Raw genomic sequence first — 19,526 nt, forward strand, 5'->3', positions numbered from 1 at the left:
CCTCTGGGGGAGGTGGCCCGGAGGGCCGGAGGGGGCCGCCGCCAGGCGGTCTAGTCCGCCGTCATCATGTCGATGAGCTTCACGCGGAAGATCATCACGCTGTTGGCCGGGATCGGGCCGGCTTCGCGGTCGCCGTAGCCGAGGCTCGGCGGCACGAACAGCGTCCACTCGTCGCCGACCTTCATCTTCGGGATGGCTTCCATCCAGGCCGGCACCAGGCCGCCCAGCGGCGCGATCATCGGCCGGCCGCGCTCGAACGAGCTGTCGAACACCGTGCCGTCGACCAGCTTGCCCTCGTAGTGAACCTTGATGACGTCGCCTTCCTTCGGCGACAGCGCGGTCTTCGCGCCCGAGGTGGTGATCTTGTACTGCAGGCCCGACGGCAGGCTGATCACGCCCGGCTGCTTGGCGTTGGCGGCCAGCCAGGCCGTCGCCTTGGTCAGGTTGTCGGCGGCGGCGTTGGTGGTGACGTCCGGAGCGGGCGTCGGCGTCTGGGCCAGGGCGGGACCCGCGGCCAGCAACAACCCCAGGGCGATGAGAGCGGTGCGCATATTCGGCGACTCGTGTTATTTGTGCGGCGAAATGTCAGGATAGACATTCGGCTGAACGAGAGCACACTAAAAACCGAGGGCTCGCGTTGGTCTGAGAAGAAGAACGGCTGTTTTCTACTTAGACCGTTCTTCGCTCGTCGGGAAGGAAACGTCATGGCCAGGTCTTCTGGCGGCGCGCTCAATGGCCCCCATTGGTGGCAGCGCCATCCGATGTTCGCGCTGTTCGTCGGCTGGGCGGTGATCGGCTCGCTGGCCCTCGCCGCCTTCCTGCAATGGGGTCCGCGCCTTACGCCGCCGGCCTGAAGGCGCGCTCGGCGAACGCCCCTTCCCCTCCCCTACCGCGCCGGCGCGCCGGCCAGCGCCGCCGCCACCGCCTCGCGCAGCGGCTTGGGCCGATAGTCGTCGTCATAAAGGGTCGGCCGCTTGGGGGCCTTGTCCTGGCGCAGCCACTGGTTCTGCAGCCAGGAATATTTGTCGACCATGCCCCAGGCCAGCAGCTCCCGGGTCTGGCGGTAGTCGAGCATCAGGTCCAGATAGGCCTTGCCGTAGGTCGCCACGGCCGCGTCGCGGGCCGCGAAATCGGCCGGCAGCCCCTTGTCGTGGACGTCGAACTCGGTCAGCGCCAGGTCGTAGCCCAGGCCCGTCACCGCATCGACGAAGGCCCGCCAGTCCTTCTCCTGCGGCCGGCCGAAACCGGTGAAGCTGTCGGCGTTCTCGGCCCCGATGTGGCTCTGGATCCCCAGGGCGTCGACCGGAACATCGCGCTTCCTGAAACCCTCCAGCAGCTTCAGCACGCCGTAGCGGTGCTTTTCGTTGCCGGCTTCCCAGCTCATGTAGTCGTTGTAGACCAGCCGGGCCTTGGGCGCGGCCTTGCGGGCCAGGCGGAACGACAGGTCCAGCACCGGCTCGACCCCGCCCATGGCGTCGGAAAAGACCGTGCGGCGCAGGGCGCCGTCGGCGGGATCGACGGTCTCGTTGACCACGTCCCACGAATAGACCTGGGGATAGCGGGCGCAGACCCGGTCGACATGCTCGGCCAGCATCGCCTCGACCTTGGCCGCCGGCTTGTTCCCGAAGTCGTAGCCCTTCAGCCAGCCGGGGAACCACTGCGGGTGATGCCAAAGCAGGGTGTGGCCGCGCAGGGCCTGGCCGTGCTCGGCGGCGAAGGCGGCGATGCGGTCGGCGCGGGCGAAGGCAAACGCCTGCTCGGCCGGGCGCAGCACGTACCACTTCAGCTCGTTCTCCGGCACCAGCGCGCCGCACTCGGCCGCCAGCAGCGCGCGGTAGCGGGCGTCCTCGAACGAGCCGGTCAGCGAACCGGGCGGACCGGCGCCGACCGCACTGCCGAAGACGAGGCCCTTCCTGGCGGCGAGGTCCTTCAGCGCCTGACCACCGGCGAGAGCCGGCGACGCCAGGGCGGCCGCGGCCCCCGCTCCGAGCAGCAGCTGTCGGCGATCGATCATCAGGGCCTCACTCAAAGAAACCGCGCATCGCCAGGGTCGACGATGCGCGGACAAAGTCGGCAGGAAGGTGGACGCGCGGCGGATAAGCGGCCGCGCGTCCGGTCGAAGACTAGAAGCTGGCGCGCACCACGAAGGTGTAGCGCCGGTCGTTCACGAACCAGGACCGGCCGGTCTTCAGCAGGTTGCTGTTGAGCACCTGGGTCGTGCGGGTGGTCTCGTTCAGCAGGTTCACCGCCTGGACGCCCACCTTCACCTTCGGATTGACGGTGTAGAAGAACGAGCCGTCCAGCTGCCCGGTCGCCTCGTTCATGATCGGCGCATACGGCACGATCACGTCACGGACGGTGAGCAGGAAGTCCGAGCGCCAGTTGTAGGCCAGGCGCGCCGACACCGGGCCCTTCTCGTAGATGGCCGCGAAGTTGACGTTGTGCTTGGACAGGCCCTGCAGCGGCAGCTTGCTGGTGTCGACCGTGGTGATGCGGCCGGCGGCCACGTCGGGGTCGGTCGCCGACAGCGTGCTTTGCGGCACCCCGCTGCTTTCGATGTAGCTGTAGTTGGCGTTGATGCCGAACCCGTCCAGCGGCTTGGGCAGGAAGTCGTAGAACTGCTGGTAGCCGACCTCGAAGCCCTTGACCGTGGCCTTGACGTCCGAGTTGCCGGGCTGGGTGATCACCACATCGAAGGTGACGCCGTTGTTGGTGAACGGCAGGCGGCTGGTCCGGTTGTAGGCGACGTCCGTCAGTTCCTTCCAGAAGGCCGCGAAGGTCAGCGAGCCGACCGGCGCGAAGTACCATTCCACCGAGGCGTCGATGTTCTTGGACTGGGTGGGCTTCAGATAGGGATTGCCGACGGGGACGTTGCCGCTGGGCACGCCGTTGGTGATGCCGTCGGCGTTGGTGTTGAGGGTCAGGTTGTAGAAGTTGCGGGTCAGGCCGATGTCGGGCGGCGTGATCGTCTTCGACAGGCCGAAGCGATACTGCAGGCCGTGCGGCGCCATGACCTTGAGGTTGAAGCTCGGCAGCAGGTACTCGAACGTGGCCCTGGCCCTGTTCGGCGTCAGGGCGCCGTTGGCCCACAGACGCGAGGCGGAGCGGACCGCCGGCGTCAGCTGGCAGAAGGGCGAAGGGGTCTGCCCGGCGGGAACCGACGCGCAATCCAGCTCGGTCGGCAGGCTGGAGGCCAGCGGGAAGGCCAGGTAGCCGTCGGCGACGCGCTCGGTCTTGGTGTAGCGCAGGCCGACATTGCCGCTGACCTTGTAGTCGCCGGTCTGGCCCTTGAAGCGGGCCATCAGGTAGGCCGACTCGGTCCCTTCATTGACCGGGTTGATCTCCTGCGGGCGGAACGGCGTGCCGGAGATGACGTTGCAGCGTTGCGCCAGCGGCACCCAGTTCTGCGGACAGCCATTGACCAGGCGCGTGCGCCACTCGTCGCCCACCGACAGGGCGAACTGCGAGACCGCGGCGTAGTTGTCGATCAGGTTCTGCGCATAGAACAGCCGCCCGTCGGAACCGGTCGGGACGCCGACCTTGCCGCGCATGAAGTCGTCGAAGACGTACTTCTCGACCAGGGCGGTGCTGTTCGCGCCGCCGGCCGTGGTCGGATTGCCGTTGATGGCGTCGTCCATCCACACCGGGCCGCCGCTGCCCCAGATCTCGCTGACGACGCCCCAGTTGTAGGCCGAGAAGCGGGTGGTCTGGTCACGCTCAGACCAGCGCACGCCGCCCTTGATCGAGTCGAGCCAGCCCTCGTTGGCGAACTTGTACTCGACGTCGATCTTGATCGCGTCTTCCGTGCCTTCCGACTGCTCGATGTGGTCCATCGCCGAGCGCCAGAAGTTGTTGTACGGGTCGCTCAGGCTGGCGTGCGAGCCCTGGGCGTAGGACGGGCAGCTGGCGCTGTAGGTCGTGCAGGTGACCAGCGAGGTGCCGTTGGCCGGCGGCGTGAAGGTCACGTTCGGCGTGTCGTCGCCGTTCAGGGTGATGGCGGCGTTCTGGAACGTCGAGCCCCACAGGCCCATGCTGATCGCATCGACCTTGGAATCCACGTGCTGGGCGTCGAACAGGATCCCCCAGTGCTCGTTCGGCGTCCATTTGAAGTTGAAGCCGTAGTCGGTGGTGAGGTTGGTCGTCTGCTCGTCGCGGCGGACGTTGTTCGACTGCAGGCCGTTGATCGGCGTGCGCGGATCCGAGCCGTTCTGGTCGGCGCGCCAGCCGGTGGTGCCGGTGATGATCCCGTTCGTGAAGACGCCGTCCTCGTCGAAGGTGAAGGTCGTGCCGGCGGCTGGGCGCGAGTCGCCGTTGCTGGTCACGTTGTCGGTGGCGATCTCGACGGCGTGTTCGGTCCACTTGGTCGTCGACTTCGAGCGCAGGTACTGGAACGCGGCCTGCATCGTGCCGTCGTTGCTTCTCCACTGGATGGCGCCGGCCTGGCCCTGGCGCTCGCGCTCATTGGTGGTCGAGCGGAACGCCGCGCCGCGCGGGAACCACACCCCCTTCGTGCCATTGCCGCAATCGCCGCTGGAGACGCCCAGGTTGGTGCGGCAGCCGAAATTCGACACCTGGATGGCGTCGCTGCGGCTGGCCAGTTCCGAGTTCACGAAGCTGGCGAGGACGCCGATCTCGCCGATGCTGGTGTCGAAACGGTCGCTGTAGAGGAACGAGTAGGTCGGCTTCCACTTCTCGACCATGTCGCCGTAGCTGGCCTCGGCCGACAGCGACAGGATGCGCTTGTTGCTGTCGAACGGCAGGCGCGTGCGCAGGTTCACCGTGCCCGAGATGCCGCCCTCGATCAGGTCGGCCGAGGGGCTCTTGAACACGTCGACGCCGCCCATCAGCTCGGACGGCACGTCCGCGAAGCTGAGGATCCGGCCGTTGTTGGCGGTGAAGGTGTCGCGGCCGTTCAGCTCCGAGCGCACGAAGTTCAGGCCGCGGACCACCACGCCCGAGCCTTCGACCGAGAAGTGGTCGGGGTCGACGCCGGCGGCGAAGCGGTTGATCGACACGCCGGGCACGCGCTGCAGGGCCTCGGTCACCGAGCGGTCCGGCAGGGCGCCGATGTCCTCGGCGGTGATCGAGTCGCCGATGATCTCGGACGACTGCTTCAGCTGCTGGCTGCTCTTGAGGCTCTGCTTGATGCTGGTGACGACCACCTCGTCGACCGTGTCTTCGGTGGTGTCCTTCTTGGCCGAGGTCTGGGCCAGGGCCGAGGCGCCGAACACCAGGCTCAGCGCCAGGGCCGAGGCCCCGCAGCGCAGGCCGAATTTCAGGTTGTCGCCGAGAGTATGGCGCCCACGGGTCGCGGACGCTCCTTTTGCGGAGCTCATTCTTGTATTCCTCCCCAGTCCCGGTAGCTCGGTAGCGCTACCATTGGTCATATGTCGAGACCATTATTGGTCTGATGATATGGCAAAGGTCGACCACGTCAAGAGCGTTGAAAGAACTCTGCAATCTGACGCAATATGGAGGTTAAGATGCTGTTTTCACTCAGCTATCCACCCCACCCCAAGGCCTGAAAACGCTTTTCTCGCGAAGGCGAGGTGACAAAGCCCGACAGCGCCGTCAATTTACGACCCGCTTGAAACGGTCGCCAAAGGCCGTCCGGACATAAGATCTTCGGGGTGGAGGGGGCTTACCATGTCAGACCAACGGTTGAAGTCCGTGGTCATCGTCGGCGGCGGCACGGCCGGCTGGATGACCGCCGCCGCCCTGGCCAAGACCCTCGGCGCCCAGGACCTGAAGATCACCCTCGTCGAGTCCGAGGCCATCGGCACGGTCGGCGTCGGCGAGGCCACCATCCCGCCGATCCTGACCTTCAACGCCATGCTGGGCCTGGACGAGCGCGCCTTCATGCGGGCCACCAAGGCCAGCTTCAAGCTGGGCATCGAGTTCGTCGACTGGGGCGCGATCGGCGAGACCTACCACCACCCGTTCGGAACCTTCGGCCTCGACCTGGAGGGGGTGAAGTTCCACCAGGTCTGGCGAAAGTTCGCGCGGCAGGCCGGCCCGATCGGCGACTTCAACCTGACCGAGGCCGCGGCCCGGCGCTGGCGTTTCGCCCTGCCCGATCCCGATCCGACCAAGGTGATGTCGAGCCTGAGGTACGCCTATCACTTCGACGCCGGCCTCTACGCCCGCTTCCTGCGCGGCTTCGCCGAGGCGCGGGGCGTCACCCGCGTCGAGGGCCGCATCGCCGACGTCGCCCAGCACGCCGAGACCGGCTTCGTCGAGGCCGTGGTGCTGGAGGACGGCCGCCGGATCGAGGGCGAGTTCTTCGTCGACTGCTCGGGCTTCCGCGGCCTGCTGATCGGCCAGGCCCTGAAGGTCCCCTACCAGGACTGGAGCCGCTGGCTGCCCAACAACCGCGCCGTGGCCATCCCGTGCGAACTGGGCGGCGACGGCCTGACGCCCTTCACCCGCGCCACCGCCCGCGAGGGCGGCTGGCAGTGGCGCATCCCGCTGCAGCACCGCATCGGCAACGGCTACGTCTATTCCAGCCAGCACGTCGACGACGACCGGGCGCTCGACACCCTGCTGACCAATCTCGACGGCCGGCCGACCGACGAGCCCAACTTCCTGCGCTTCACGCCGGGCCGCCGCGAGCGGGCCTGGGAGAAGAACGTCTGCTCGATCGGCCTGTCGGCCGGCTTCATCGAGCCGCTGGAAAGCACCAGCATCCACATGATCCAGGCCGGCATCACCAAGCTGCTGGCCCTGTTCCCCGGCCATGGCCTCGATCCGCTGGAGATCGACGAATACAACCGCCTGACCGCCGAGCAGGTCGACCGCATCCGCGACTTCGTGGTCCTGCACTTCCACGCCACCCGCCGCGACGACACCGACTACTGGCGCTACCTGTCGTCGATGACCGTGCCCGACAGCCTGGCGCGGCGTATGGAGCTGTTCGCCCACCGCGGCCGCTGGTTCCCCTCCGACTACGACCTCTTCCACGAGCCCAACTGGCTGGCCGTGCTGCTGGGCCAGGGCATCGTGCCGGAGGAGTGGGACCCGCTGGTCGACAGCCTGCCCGAGGGCCAGGTGATGCAGCGCCTGTCGCACCTGTCCGCCCTGATCACCCGCACGGCCGAGGCCATGCCCAGCCACGCCGATTTCGTCGCCCGTTACTGCGGCGCCAGCGAAGGAGTTCCCGCATGACGAACGACCGCATCCGTCACGTCGTCATCGTCGGCGGCGGCACGGCCGGCTGGATGACCGCCGCCGCCCTGGGGCGCTTCCTCAAGGACGGGGTCACCAAGGTGACCGTCATCGAGAGCGAAGCCATCGGCACGGTCGGGGTCGGCGAGTCGACCATCCCCCAGATCAACATGTTCAACCGCATGCTGGGGCTCGACGAGGACGACTTCCTGCGCCGCACCAAGGCCACCTACAAGCTGGCCATCGAGTTCCGAGACTGGAAGCAGATCGGCCACACCTACCATCACCCGTTCGGCCCCTACGGCGTCGACATGGAAGGGGTGTCGTTCCACGCCTACTGGCTGCGCTACCAGGCCATGGGCGAGGCCGCCGACCTTTCCGAATATTCCCTGCAGTCGCTGGCCGCCTCGCAGGCGAAGTTCCAGCGTCCGACGGGGCAGAAGAACTCGCCGCTGGGCGACATCGCCTACGCCTTCCACTTCGACGCCGGCCTCTACGCCCGCTTCCTGCGCGACTACGCCGAGGCCCGCCACGTGCGCCGCATCGAGGGCAGGATCACGAACGTCGCCCTGCGCGGGACCGACGGCTTCGTGGAGTCGGTGACGCTGGAGAACGGGACGCTCGTCGAGGGCGACCTCTTCATCGACTGCTCGGGCTTCCGGGGCCTCTTGATCGAGGGCGCGCTGAAGAGCGGCTTCGAGGACTGGTCGCACTGGCTGCTCAACGACCGCGCCGTGGCGCTCCCTTGCGCCTCCGGAGGCTCGACCGACCCGGTCACTCGCGCCACCGCCCGCCCGGCCGGCTGGCAGTGGCGAATCCCGCTGCAGCACCGCATCGGCAACGGCTACGCCTTTTCCAGCGCGCACATCAGCGAGGACGAGGCCACGGCCTACCTGCTGGCCAATCTCGACGGCGAGCCCTTGGCCGATCCCAACCTGCTGCGCTTCAAGGCCGGCCGCCGCAAGAAGAGCTGGAACAAGAACGTCGTGGCCATCGGCCTGTCGGCCGGCTTCATGGAGCCGCTGGAAAGCCAGAGCATCCACCTGATCCAGGTGGGCATCTCGCGCCTGCTGGCCATGTTCCCCGACCGCCGGTTCCAGCAGCCAGACATCGACCGCTACAACCGGGTGATGATCTTCGAGTACGAAAAGATCCGCGACTTCCTCATCCTGCACTACAAGGCCACCGAGCGCTCGGACACGCCCTACTGGGACTATCTGCGGGAGATGCCGATCCCCGACTACCTGGCCGACAAGATCGCCGTCTTCGAGAGCCACGGCCGGATCTTCCGCGAGAACGAGGAGCTGTTCAACGACACCTCCTGGTTCGCCGTCATGGTCGGCCAGGGCCTCAAGCCCAAGGGCTGGGACCCGATGGCCGACGTCATGAGCGAGGACCTGCTGCGCGCGCGGATGAACGAGATCCAGGCGGTCATCGCCCGCTCGGCCGACACCATGCCCGACCATATGGCCTTCGTTGCCGACCGCGTACGGCAGGCGGAGGCGGCTTAGGACTCTGTTGTCATCCCGGGCGAAGGCGCGCAGCGCCGCAGACCCGGGACCCAGGGGCCGGCGCACTGCAGTCGCCCCTGGGTCCCGGCTCTCCGCTTCGCTGCGGCCGGGATGACGAGGTTTGCAGCCTGACGGTTCCAGGTGCGCCGTAGCCTCGAGCACATGAAGCTTGCCCCCTTCCAGCACTTATTGATATCGATATCATAAGATCGATAACCAATACGGGCGGGAGACGGATGAGCCACGGGAAGACACGCGCCGCGACGGCGCTGGCCGCGCTGCTGATGCTGGGCGGGACGGCCCTGGCCGGCGAGCTGCGGACCTATCCGGTTCCGCCTCAGCTGATGTACGCGGCCCACAACGACGACTTCACCGTCCGCGTCCGCGCGCCGGGCGGGCAATGGCGCGACCTCTACGAATACCGGGTGCAGGTCGACACCGACACCAAGACGAACGCCTCGATGGTCTATTTCGACTTCGACGGGACGGTCGAGCTGGAGGTGATGAAGAACAACGGCCGCTTCGCCGAGGTCTCGGTCGCGCCGCTGTCCAGCGCCGTGAAGCCCCAGCGCCAGGGCCCGGTGCTGCGTATGACCCTGAGCAAGCCCGAGCGCTTCTCGCTGCAGTTCGACGACGACCGCCTGCGCAACCTGCACATCGTCGCCGGCGCCCTGCCCCCGCCGCGCCCGACCGGCGGCGACGTCGTCTATTTCGGCCCCGGCTTCCACACCCCGCCGGCGGGCCTGGACTACTTCCCGGTCAAGTCGGGCCAGCGCGTCTATCTCGACGGCGGAGCGGTGCTGAAGGGCGCCTTCGATCTTTCCGGCGTCAGCGACGTGAAGATCTTGGGACGCGGCCTGCTGTGGGATCCGGGCCGGGCGATCGACCTGGAGAAGGCCAGCGACATCGAGGTCTCCGACCTGATCATCGTCAACAGCGACCGCAAGGACGCAGCCCGGGTGATGAACATCCGCAATTCCGCGAACGTCAGCGTCAGCCGGCTGACCGGCTTCACCTCGGGCAAGTGGTCAGACGGGATCAACATCTCGACCTCGCGCCACGTGAAGGTGTCCGACGGCTATCTGCGGGTGTCGGACGACGCCGTGGTGGTCTACGCGGTCGCCGACTGCCCGCTGTGCCGCGCCAAGGCCGCCCAGACCGGCGTTCCCGATCCCAATCCGCCCGGCGACACTTTCGACATCAAGGTGTCGAACATGCGCCTGTGGGTCGACGTCGCCCACGCTCTCTATATCGGCCACTTCGGCGACAACGCCGATCCCCGCACCATCCGCGACGTGACCTTCGACAATATCGACGTGGCCAATCTCGACGAGGACGATCCGGACTGGGAGGGCGTGATCGCCGCCTATTCCGGCGACAGCACGCTGATCAAGGACATCACCTTCAGCGACATCCGCATCGACCGCATCGAGGAGGGCAAGCTGATCAACCTCGTGGCCGGGAACAACCCGCGCTACAACAAGGCCCCGGGCCGGGGGATCGACGGCGTGACGATCCGCGACGTGGCCTTCACCGGCGAAGGCCTGCCCAGCCCGTCGATCATCCGAGGGCTCTCGACGACGACGGCCGTGAAGAACGTGACGATCGACAACCTGACCATCGCCGGCAAACCGGTGCGGACGCCCGTCGACGGCGACATCGCCGTCAGCGGCGAGGTGGTGGGGCTGAAGATCCGGTAGTCCAAAACTCCCGTCATTCCCGCCCTTGTGGCGGGAAACCCTCTATCCGCCGCAAGTGCGATTGAGGCGACGTGCCGAGCACGTCGCTTGCTCTTCCCATGCAAGCGGAACCAGGGGTTCCCGCCACAAGGGCGGGAATGACGGGAGATGGGAGGGGCCGCGCCCAAGAGTGGGGCGGCGCCCAAAAATGGGTTCGGCCCAAAAGAAAGGGCGCCGTCGTCGCGGACGGCGCCCCAGCCCTCGGGAGGGGAAAGCGTCGGCGGCTAGCCGCCGAACTTGTAGCGGAGGCTGATCCCGTAGACCCGGCCGTTCATGAAGTACTGGCGCAGGACATCGGTGTCGTAGCCGTTGTCCGGCTCGCCCACATAGCGGACCGGGGCCTTGTTGGTCAGGTTCGAGGCCGTCAGCGACAGGGTCAGGTCGTCACGCAGGTTGACGTTCACCGAGGCGTCGAGCAGGCCATAGCCCTTCAGGTAGCGGCCGTCGATCGGGTTGGCCGACACCCCGAACAGCACGTAGTCCGAGCGGTAGGTGTAGACGAGCCGCGCCGAGACGATCTTGTTCTCGTAGAGACCCGCCAGGCTCCAGTTCTGGTCCGACTGGAAAGGCTGGCGTACCTTGACGACCTTGCCGTTGATCAGGATCGGCAGCTCGGTCTTGACCCAGGTGTACGACCCCTGGACCCCGAAGTCGTGCAGGAAGCCCGGCACGAAGTCGTAGTCGAAAAAGGTCTGGGCCGCGAACTCCACGCCCTTGGCGAAGCCCGGGTCGGCGTTCTGGGTCTGGGTGATGCGGAACTGGCCGGTCGGGCAGTTGTTGGGCGTCACGCCGGTATAGGGCTGCGAGGTCGCCACCGTCTGGCAACTCTCCACCCCGATCGGGAAGCCGTCGACCTTCTTGTAGAAGGCGGCGGCCGAGACGTAGCTGGTAGAGCCGAAATACTTCTCCAGCGACAGGTCGTAGCTGTAGGCCCGCAGCGGCTGGAGATTGGCGTTGCCCTGGTTGCCCGTGCCGCTGGTCAGGTTGACCGAGACCGTCGGGTTGATGTCGCCGACGCTGGGCCGGGTCAGGCCCTTGCCGAAGCCGAAGCGCAGCAGCAGATCGTCCTGGATGTAACCCGTCACGTTCAGGGTCGGCAGGACGTCGGTGTACTCGTTGCTCTTGGTGTTGGGGACGATGACCGAGGTCGTCCCGCTGGTGTCGGTGACTCGGGCCTCGGCGTCGAGGTTGGTGCGCACCACCCGCACGCCGGCGTTGCCGCGGATGCGGTCGTCGAGGAAGGCGAAATCGACCACGCCGTAGGCGGCGAGGGTCTCTTCCACCGCCTTGCGGCGCGACAGCAGCACCTCGGGCAGCGAGTCTTCCGACGGGATGCCGGCCAGGGCGAAGCGGTTGCGAACGTTGTCGCCCAGCAGGGCGTCTGGCGCGAAGGTCAGGAAGCCGCCGGAATAGCCGGCCTCGCCGTCGAACCAGTTGGTGTGCGAGCCCTCCACGAGGTCCTGCACGGTCGAGGCCAGTATGCCGTTCGACTGGTTGGCGGTCAGGGCCAAGCCGTCGGTCGTCAGGTTCTTGCCGCTGAAGGAGTAGTTGTAGAACTTCGACTTCTTCCGGTAGTAGCGCGCGCCGAACTTCACGTCCTTGATGAAGCTGTCGTGGATGCGCAGCTTGCCGTCGAACTGGGCGGCCACCCCTGCGTCGTCATAGACGTTGTTGGTGCCGTTGGCGTAGTTGACCAGCACCCAGTTGGCCGGATTGGCCAGGTCCGGACCGCTGATCGACACGGTCTGCGGCGTGCCGATCGAACGCTTCACGTCCCAGCTCAGACCCGCCTTCGGGGTCATGGTCACCGAGCGGTTGTCCTGGCTCTGGTCGGCCTTCACGTAGGAGAGGTCGGCCTTCAGGTCGAGGTCGTCGGTCGGCGACCACTTGGCGCCGCCGGCCAGGATCCAGGTCTCGTACAGGCGGTGCTCGTCGCCGCCGATCGAGCTGAAGGTCGAGCCCAGGAAGGTGCCGCTGGCGAAGCGCCGGCCGGCCAGCACCTCGTCGGTCCCGCCGTTGCTGTTGCGGTTGGCCAGGCCTTCGGTGGTGCTGAAGCCCGTCGTCGCCAGCCCCTGGACGTAGCGGCTGTCCGAGCCGTTCAGGAACCGATAGCTCTGGTGGTAGAGGTAGGAGTTGTAGTTGCCGTCGACATAGACCTCGAGGCCCGGCCGCACCTTCCACTGGAAGGCGCCGGCGAAGCCCTTGCGGGTGCGACGGATGTCCTCCTCGTTGATGTTGATCTGCACGCCGGCCATGTTGACCAGGTTGGCGCGGTCGGTCGCCGACATGGCCAGGGCCTGGGCGTCGGTCACCCCGATCAGGCACGAGACGTCGGAGCGGCCGGTGTAGCCGGCGTTGTAGGCGGTTCCCAGATTGGTCGCGCTGCAGTCGCCGCTGTCGGCCCGCGCCACGCGGCGCAGGTTGGTCCCGCCGGGGCCCGGGGCGTTGTCCGACCGGTTCCAGCTCTTCTGGTAGTTGGCGCCCAGCAAGAGGCCCATCTCGCCGTCGCCCACGTCCCACTTGTGCGAGACCAGGCCGAAATATTCCGGCTGCATCTGCTGGACCATGTCGTTGTAGCGGCCCGAGACCGCGACGCTGCCCGACATCTTCGGCAGGTCGAGCGGTCGGCGGGTCTTGATGTCGATCAGGCCGCCGATGCCGCCCTCGATGTGCTCGGCCGAGGGGTTCTTGTAGACGTCCAGGCCCGCGATCATGCCGGGGATGGCGCCCTCGATGTTGAACTCGCTGCCGCCGGCGGTGAAATAGGAGCGGCCGTCCACCTGCGAGGCGGTCTGACCCGACAGGCCGCGGATGGTCAGGCCCGAACCGACCCCGACCGGCGAGGCGCCCTCGCCGCCGTAGCGATAGCCCTGCACGCCCGGGATCCGGGTCAGGGTCTCGGCGACGTTGGGATCGGGCAGCTTGCCGATGTCCTCGGCGCGGATGGAGTCGACGACTTCCATCGTGTTCTTCTTCACCTGCACGGCCGACTGCAGGCTCTGGCGGATGCCGGTGACGACCACCGCCTCGACGGTGTCCTCGGCGGCCGGCGCGGGCGTGGTGGTCTGGGCCTGCGCCAGGCCGGCCGCGCCGAGGGCGACGGCGGCGGTCGATGCGGTCAGCAGCAGCCGCGCGCGGAATTCGGTTCGCATGGTTTCCCCTCCTGCGAGACCTGCGCCCGATAAGCTAGCGCGGTCCGTCTGGTCCCGCTTGCGCGGGCTCTCCTGTTGGCGTCGAGCGCTTGGCGCGCCCTCTGTTTCACTCCCGAGCAGGCGGCGCGCTCGAACGGCGCGCCTTACCGGCTACATCTCAATTGTTATCGATATCAGTGATAGCTGGCAACTCTTTTGTCTGACAAATGCGACAATCGGTCTCAGAGGTTTTCAGCGCGGCGGAAGCGAGCGCCGGGCCAGGGCGACGTCGCCCTCGCAGGCCTTGGCGGCGCCGTCGATCCGGATCGTCTTCGCGCCATCGCAGGCCAGGCGGACGGCGTAGGTCGGCTGGCCCTGGATGCTGGCCTCGACGCCCTGCCCCGTCCGCGTCTTGACCACGAAGGCCTTCGACAGGCTGTCCAGCTCCACCCGGCCCTCGCGGCGCAGATAGCTGCCGTCGGCGACGAACCACCGCTTCGGCTTCAACGGCGAGCCGCCCTCCGGATAGGTCAGGGCGAGAAGGTAGGCGTCGGTCCGCCAGCCGCCGAGTTCGGCGTTGGCGTTGCGGTGGCGGATGCGACCGTCGGCCAGCAGGTTGAGATAGACCTCGGTCACCTCGCCCTTCTGGGTGATCCGCGTCATCAGCCAGTCCTTGCCCTCGACCCGCTCGATCTTCGGCGCGGGATCCGGACCATTGGGCGTCAGGGCGACGACGAACTTGGTGCGGTCGGTGACGCCCGGCGCCTGCAGGCGCAGATAGGGTTGGGCTTCGTCGGGCGCGTGGTCCTTCAGCCCCTTGCCCTCGGCCATCCGCAGCAGCTCGGGATAGTCGCTGAACAGCCCGCCGTCCGGCAGGGTCTGCGGAAACAGCGGCCGCACCGCGACCTCGGCCTCGCCGTTCTTGACCGTGATCACCTGCCCCTGGCGCCTGGCCTCGCCTTCATAGTGCAGCAGCCACTCGAACCGGCCAGGCTTCCAGCCCTTGAGGTCGTCGATGACCAGGATGGTGTCGCCCACCCACAGGAAGCTGCGGTACTTGCGCTCGAAGGTCGCCGCGTTCGGTCCCGTGGCGTCGGCCCAGACGAAGCGCAGGTCGCCGGCGTCGACAAGGTGGTCCACCCGTCCAACGAAGTGCGAGCCGTTGTAGGTGTTGCTCTCCGGCTCGGCCTGGCCGTCCAGCGTCACGACGTTGTGGGCCACGCTCTGGCGGTAGTAGCCGTCGTATTCGGGTCGGGCGTAGCTGCTGTTGCCGGAGTCGATCAGCAACTGCTTGCCCTTGTGCCAGAGGATGAAGCTGCCGGCGTCGGCATGGTTGTGGTTCCAGGTGAAGCCCGAGCGCAGGGCCAGGAAGGTCGCGTCCGGCGCCCAGGACGAACGCATGGTCGCGGCCCCCAGGTCGTCGTCGATCCAGCTGGTCGGCAGGCCGGGGCCCTTGCCCACCGACGCCCAAGCCTTGGCCGAGGGCCACTGCACCAGGTTCTCGGGCTCGGCGAAGACGTCCTGCTTGGGATCGGGGCGGACGGTGTTCAGGTACCACAGATAGCGGGCCTGCTGGTCGCCCGTGGCCCACAGGTTGGCGATGGCGCTGGCCCCGCTGGAGGTCGGATTGCCGTCGCCGAAATTGGTCGACAGGAAGCCGCCGCTGGTCGGGTAGAGGTTCTGGATGAAGTAGTCGCCCAGACCCGCCAGGCGCGGCGTCGCCGCCGGCTTTTCCTTGAAGGCGTCCAGCCAGGCGCGCTTGAAGCGCAGGTAACCCTCGGCGGCGAAGTCGGCGTAGTTGACGCTCTCGACGAAGGCCCCGTTCGAGGCGAAGTGGGCTGGCTTGGTCTCGATGGCGCTGCCGTCGTAGTTGGCCCATTCTTCGGCCGCCTCGTCGATGCGGCGGATCCAGGCGTCGGCCCGGGGCTCGTCGGTCTTGATGGCGATCGCCGCCACGCCGGCGCCGAACACGATGTGGCTGAACCAGTTGTGGCCCATGGTGTCGAGGCTGTGGATTCGTTCCTTGCCGTCGACCCAGTCGTTCAGGGTCGGGGCGATCGCGCCCTTGACCAGGGCCTTGGCCAGGCGGTCGCGCTCGGCCGGGGTCAGGGCGTCGTGGATGGCGTCGAACGTCAGGCCGAAGGTGTAGGCGCTGGTCCCCATGCCGAGGTCTGAGTTCCACACCGGGTCGCGGGCCAAGAGCGGCTTGTCGGTCACCCAGTTGGCGCGTCCGGCATAGATGTCGAGCAGGGCCTTGGCGCGGTCGGCGTATTTGCGCTCGCCGGTCATGCGGTAGGTCAGGGACAGGCCCATCAGCGCCGCGTTCAGCTCGCGGTCGCTGGCCGGCTTGCGCGCAAGGGCCGCGTCGGCGTCGGCCCGGGCTTTGGTCCAGGCGGCCTTGGCGTTCGGGTCCTCGGCGACGCGGGCCTTGAACTGGGCGACGTGAGCGTCGCTGAAGGTCAGGTAAGGGTGGCCCGACTTCAGGGTCTGAGCGGAAGCGGCCCCCGCCACGAGACAGGCCGCCAGGGCCAGACCGGACACCGTCAGCTTCATCAGGCTCTTCACGCGCAACACTCCCCGCAAGCTCTTCCGGCTCAAGATTATGATATCGATATCAGAACAAGGCGCAAGACACTGCGCAAGCCGCCTCAGGCCAGGGCCAGGTTCACGGCCATCGACCGCCGCACGCCCGGGCTGCGGAACGGGTAGACGCAGTGCAGCATCCATGACGGCCACAGGTAGAAGTCGCCGACCACCGGCTTGACCGTGAACAGGTTCTTGACCCCCACGGCGCTGCGGCTGTCGATGAACTGCAGGCAGCCGGCGGTGTTCTGGCGGGCCTTGTCGGCCGCGAACTCGGCTTCGTAGCCGGGCGGCACGCGCAGAAAGCCGACGCTGGAATAGAGGCAGCCCTGGTGGAAATGGGCCGGGTTGTAGTCGCCGGCGACCATGTCGTTGATCCAGCCTTCCTTGATCTCGATGCGCAGCTTTTTCGCTTCCAGCTCCTCGGTGCGCTCGTAGTCGGAAAAGTGCATCAGCGCGTTCTCGCACCGGTAAGTGAAGGTGCGGGCCACGTCGTAGAGGAAGTCGGACAGCTCGGCGGTCTCGCGGATCACGTCGGTGAAGCGGATCTCGGTGCTGACCGCCCCGGCCAGATGGGCCGACCAGTCGCGGGCGGCGACCGCCTCGCGATCGGCGACGATCTCGTCGATACGGGCATTGAGGCGCTCGACCAGGGCCGGCGGGATCGTCGCCTTGATGATCGTCGGGCTGAACGGCGCGACCAGCCGCAGGTCGTGGTCGTGGGTCATGGCCGCTCTCCCGAAAATCCGACCCGACCTTCTTTCTCGTCATCCCGGGCGAAGGGCTGCGCAGCGGTCCGCAGACCCGGGACCCAGGGGCCACGGGCGGTGCGGCGGCCCCTGGGTCCCGGCTCTCCGCTTCGCTGCGGCCGGGATGACGATGAATTTGTGATCGGCGTCACGCGACTGGCCCCTACCGCCCCGGCGACCAGATCACCGCCGTCGCGCCCGGCGCCAGGGTCAGACTCGCGGCGTCCGGCGCAAGCTTGCGCCGGGTGACGAGGTCGATCCGCTCGCCCGCCGCCTTGGGCAGGGCGACGACCACCGCCTTTGTCCCGGCGTTCATGGCGATCCGGTAGGGACCGTAGGCGGCCTCGTAGTACTGGCCGCGGCCGGCATAGGGGTTGTCCTGGTCCTTGTAGCGGGCCTCGGGCGGCCCCTTGGCCACCGGCAGCACCTCGCCCTCCAGCGCCGCCGGCGCCTCGCCCGGATAGGCGACGATCGGGATCGAGCCGGCTGAGATGTGCGGCGTCGCCCGTCGCACGCAGGTCTTGCCGCTGGGCTCGAAATCCACCCGCGAGGCGATGGTGGCTATGCGGTCGATGGTGGGGGTCTGGTAGTGGAACCGCGCCAGCCGGTTCACCCCGCAATTGGCCCGCCAGTAGAGCGAGGCGTAGAGCACCGCGTCGCCGTTCTTTATCGCCACCACCCCGTCCTCGGGGTCGGCGAACACGAAGTCGGGCCGCCCCGGCGTCATCGGCAGCTTCAGGTCGGACTTGGGCCAGGCCTTCACCGCCAGCCATTCGTCATAGGCGTCGAGCAGGCCGATGGTGGTGCGCTGGTTCCTGTCCTTCAGGCGATCGCGCAGCACGGCGTAGTATTGGCCGTCGTCCAGGGCCTGGCGGGCGATCGCCATCAGCTGCGGATCGCGGGTGGCGACGGCGACCTGGAACGGCGTGTTGTCCCAGCCCGACTTCTGCACATAGGTGGTCGCGCCGGGATAGACGGGATCGCGCCAGCCGATCGGCGCCTCCAGCAGCATGGTTCGCGCGCCCTCGGCGTCGATGCCCGGATAGCGGAACGGCAGGCGCGCCCGAGCCATCTTCAGGAGCTGGTCGCGCAACACCGGATCGCCCTGCCCGCCCGTCTCCTGGACGGTGGCCAGATAGATGCCCGCCGCCCAGTCGAGGATCTCGCCGTAGCTGCCCACATAGCCCAGCTCCTTGGAGAGCCCGGCGTCGGTGAACAGCCTGTAGTCGTCGGCCGAACGGAAGCCGCCCGTATCGGCGGCCGAGCTGGAGAAGGTCGGCTTGCCGGCCTCGTCGAGACTGCCGCTCCAGGGCGAAAGACCCATCGACTCGTAGAGGAACCGGCGCATCTCCGGTTCGGGCCGGGCTAGCGGACTGGCCAGCGCCCGCAGGCCCTCGTTGCTCCAGTAGATCCCTTGCAGGTCCACGATCATCGACTGGTTGGTGTAGAGCCGCCGATGGGTCAGGGCGTAGCGCAGCCCGGCGTCCAGCATCCGGGCGTAGGCCTCGCGGCGGCTGGCCTGCCCGCCTTCAATAGGCGCATCCAGATAGGGCGCGACGTCGGCGCCCAGCAGGCGCAGCACCTTGCCGTAGGGTCCCAGAACCTCCCAGTCGGGATTGGTGCGCGAGCCGTCGACATGGACGCTGGTCGGGTCGGCCTGGAACCGCACGGCATAGGCGTCGCCGGCCTGCACCAGCTTCTTCAGCACGGCCGGATTCTTGTAGGCCCTGGTCCAGTCAAGGCGGTAGGCGCGGGCCAGGAACTGGGCCTCGAGCAGCTCCACCGGCCCCGGCTGGGCCAGCTTGCGCTCGATCTCGCGGTTCACACGGGCCTTCAGGTCGTCCAGCACTTCTGGTCCCGCCGTCGGCGCGGCCGCCAGGGGCGGCGCCTGGCCCGTCGCATCCTCGCTGTCGAGGAACGGGTCGGCGTGGACGTAGAGCGCGTAGATCGGCCGCGAGGCCTGGGCCATCGGCTTCTGGAAGCTCTCGAACTTCTGGGTATAGACGGCGAAAGGCCCGCTGGCGCGGATGGCGCAGTCCAGTCGCGAACGGCCCCTGGTCAGGGTGATCGGCAGGGGGAAGGTGCGGTAGGTGAACCGCCCGGCGAAGGGCGGGGCCTGGGTTCCGATGTCGAGGATTTCGACGTCGCCCAGGTGGCGGTAGCCGACCTGCCTGCCGTCGCAGAACAGCACCAGCTTGCCGTCGTTGACGTCGCCGCCCCACAGCCGGATCGAGGCGTAGTTCTGGATCGCCGGATCGACCGCCAGGTTGAACTTCAGCTCGCCGCTGAAGCGCTCGCCCGGCGCGGCGGGCGGCAGGCGTCGGGCAGTGATACCGAGGCCGCCGGTCACCAGCTCGCTCGCCTTGGCGTCGACCGCGTGGGCGGCCTCCGAGGCCGCGTCGCCGAACGTGATCCTGTCGATCAGCGGGGTCGCGGCCTGGGCCGACGAGGCGATCAGGCCAAGCAGCGCGCTGACGCCGAGGATCAGGTGATGTCGGGTCATGCGCGCCGCTCTTGATTGCCGAAGGCTTTTGAAAGGGCGGGAATGGCTCCCGCCGAACCGGGGCGAAAACCTCGCCCTTCGACGAGCTCAGGGTGAGGTTTTTCTATCGCCGGCGCCTGCAATGGTCCTCACCCTGAGCCTGTCGA

General features: G+C 67.6%; 11 protein-coding genes and 1 pseudogene. 4 read left to right on the top strand and 8 right to left on the bottom strand.

Translation table 11 applies throughout. The features are described 5' to 3' along the window. Positions 1-50 precede the first annotated feature (50 nt). The gene (locus AC07N1_RS23800; RefSeq protein WP_494674042.1) at positions 51-551 is read right to left on the bottom strand and encodes an FKBP-type peptidyl-prolyl cis-trans isomerase; all 501 of its coding nucleotides are present in this window, start codon (positions 549-551) and stop codon (positions 51-53) included. A gap of 153 nt (positions 552-704) precedes the next feature. Here AC07N1_RS23800 and AC07N1_RS23805 point away from each other — a divergent pair, with 153 nt between their 5' ends. Further along, positions 705-854 (top strand): hypothetical protein, encoded by a 150-nt coding sequence (locus tag AC07N1_RS23805; protein WP_494674043.1) that lies wholly within the window; start codon positions 705-707, stop codon positions 852-854. A 32-nt stretch (positions 855-886) separates the two neighbouring features. On the opposite strand, the gene AC07N1_RS23810 is transcribed toward AC07N1_RS23805, so the two are convergent. Together AC07N1_RS23810 and AC07N1_RS23815 are read right to left on the bottom strand one after the other, a co-directional pair. Beyond that, positions 887-2,014: a glycoside hydrolase family 10 protein gene (locus AC07N1_RS23810; RefSeq protein ID WP_494674044.1), complete on the bottom strand. Its 1,128-nt coding sequence runs from the start codon at positions 2,012-2,014 to the stop codon at positions 887-889. A gap of 109 nt (positions 2,015-2,123) precedes the next feature. Then, a complete protein-coding gene (locus AC07N1_RS23815; protein ID WP_494674045.1) occupies positions 2,124-5,336 on the bottom strand; it encodes a TonB-dependent receptor in 3,213 nt (1,070 codons plus the stop codon). Between the two features lie 310 nt (positions 5,337-5,646). Here AC07N1_RS23815 and AC07N1_RS23820 point away from each other — a divergent pair, with 310 nt between their 5' ends. Together AC07N1_RS23820 and AC07N1_RS23825 are read left to right on the top strand one after the other, a co-directional pair. Next, positions 5,647-7,164 carry a tryptophan halogenase family protein gene (locus tag AC07N1_RS23820; RefSeq protein ID WP_494674046.1) on the top strand — a complete coding sequence of 506 codons (1,518 nt, stop codon included), beginning with the start codon at positions 5,647-5,649 and terminating at the stop codon, positions 7,162-7,164. Further along, positions 7,161-8,675, top strand: a complete 1,515-nt coding sequence (locus AC07N1_RS23825; RefSeq protein ID WP_494674047.1) for a tryptophan halogenase family protein — start codon at positions 7,161-7,163, stop codon at positions 8,673-8,675. Before AC07N1_RS23820 ends, AC07N1_RS23825 begins: the two co-directional genes overlap by 4 nt. Positions 8,676-8,684: 9 nt before the next feature. Here AC07N1_RS23825 and AC07N1_RS23830 read toward each other — a convergent pair. Continuing rightward, a pseudogene (locus AC07N1_RS23830) lies at positions 8,685-8,789 on the bottom strand (hypothetical protein); the annotation flags it as partial. 122 nt (positions 8,790-8,911) lie between these two features. Here AC07N1_RS23830 and AC07N1_RS23835 point away from each other — a divergent pair. Further along, on the top strand, positions 8,912-10,375 hold the full coding sequence (locus AC07N1_RS23835; protein WP_494674048.1) for a glycosyl hydrolase family 28 protein: 1,464 nt from the start codon (positions 8,912-8,914) through the stop codon (positions 10,373-10,375). Positions 10,376-10,638: 263 nt separating this feature from the next. Here AC07N1_RS23835 and AC07N1_RS23840 read toward each other — a convergent pair whose 3' ends face one another. The 4 genes from AC07N1_RS23840 to AC07N1_RS23855 all read right to left on the bottom strand — a co-directional run bounded on the left by AC07N1_RS23840 (position 10,639) and on the right by AC07N1_RS23855 (position 19,380). After that, the gene (locus tag AC07N1_RS23840) at positions 10,639-13,566 is read right to left on the bottom strand and encodes a TonB-dependent receptor (protein ID WP_494674049.1); all 2,928 of its coding nucleotides are present in this window, start codon (positions 13,564-13,566) and stop codon (positions 10,639-10,641) included. A 231-nt stretch (positions 13,567-13,797) separates the two neighbouring features. Continuing rightward, positions 13,798-16,110: a heparinase II/III domain-containing protein gene (locus AC07N1_RS23845; RefSeq protein WP_494674050.1), complete on the bottom strand. Its 2,313-nt coding sequence runs from the start codon at positions 16,108-16,110 to the stop codon at positions 13,798-13,800. 83 nt (positions 16,111-16,193) lie between these two features. Further along, complete coding sequence (locus AC07N1_RS23850) at positions 16,194-16,856, bottom strand: putative 2OG-Fe(II) oxygenase (RefSeq protein ID WP_494674051.1); 663 nt, start codon at positions 16,854-16,856, stop codon at positions 16,194-16,196. 184 nt (positions 16,857-17,040) lie between these two features. After that, positions 17,041-19,380 (bottom strand): hypothetical protein, encoded by a 2,340-nt coding sequence (locus tag AC07N1_RS23855; protein ID WP_494674052.1) that lies wholly within the window; start codon positions 19,378-19,380, stop codon positions 17,041-17,043. Positions 19,381-19,526 lie beyond the last annotated feature (146 nt).

This window comes from Caulobacter sp. GW821-FHT09B11 (assembly GCF_059418205.1).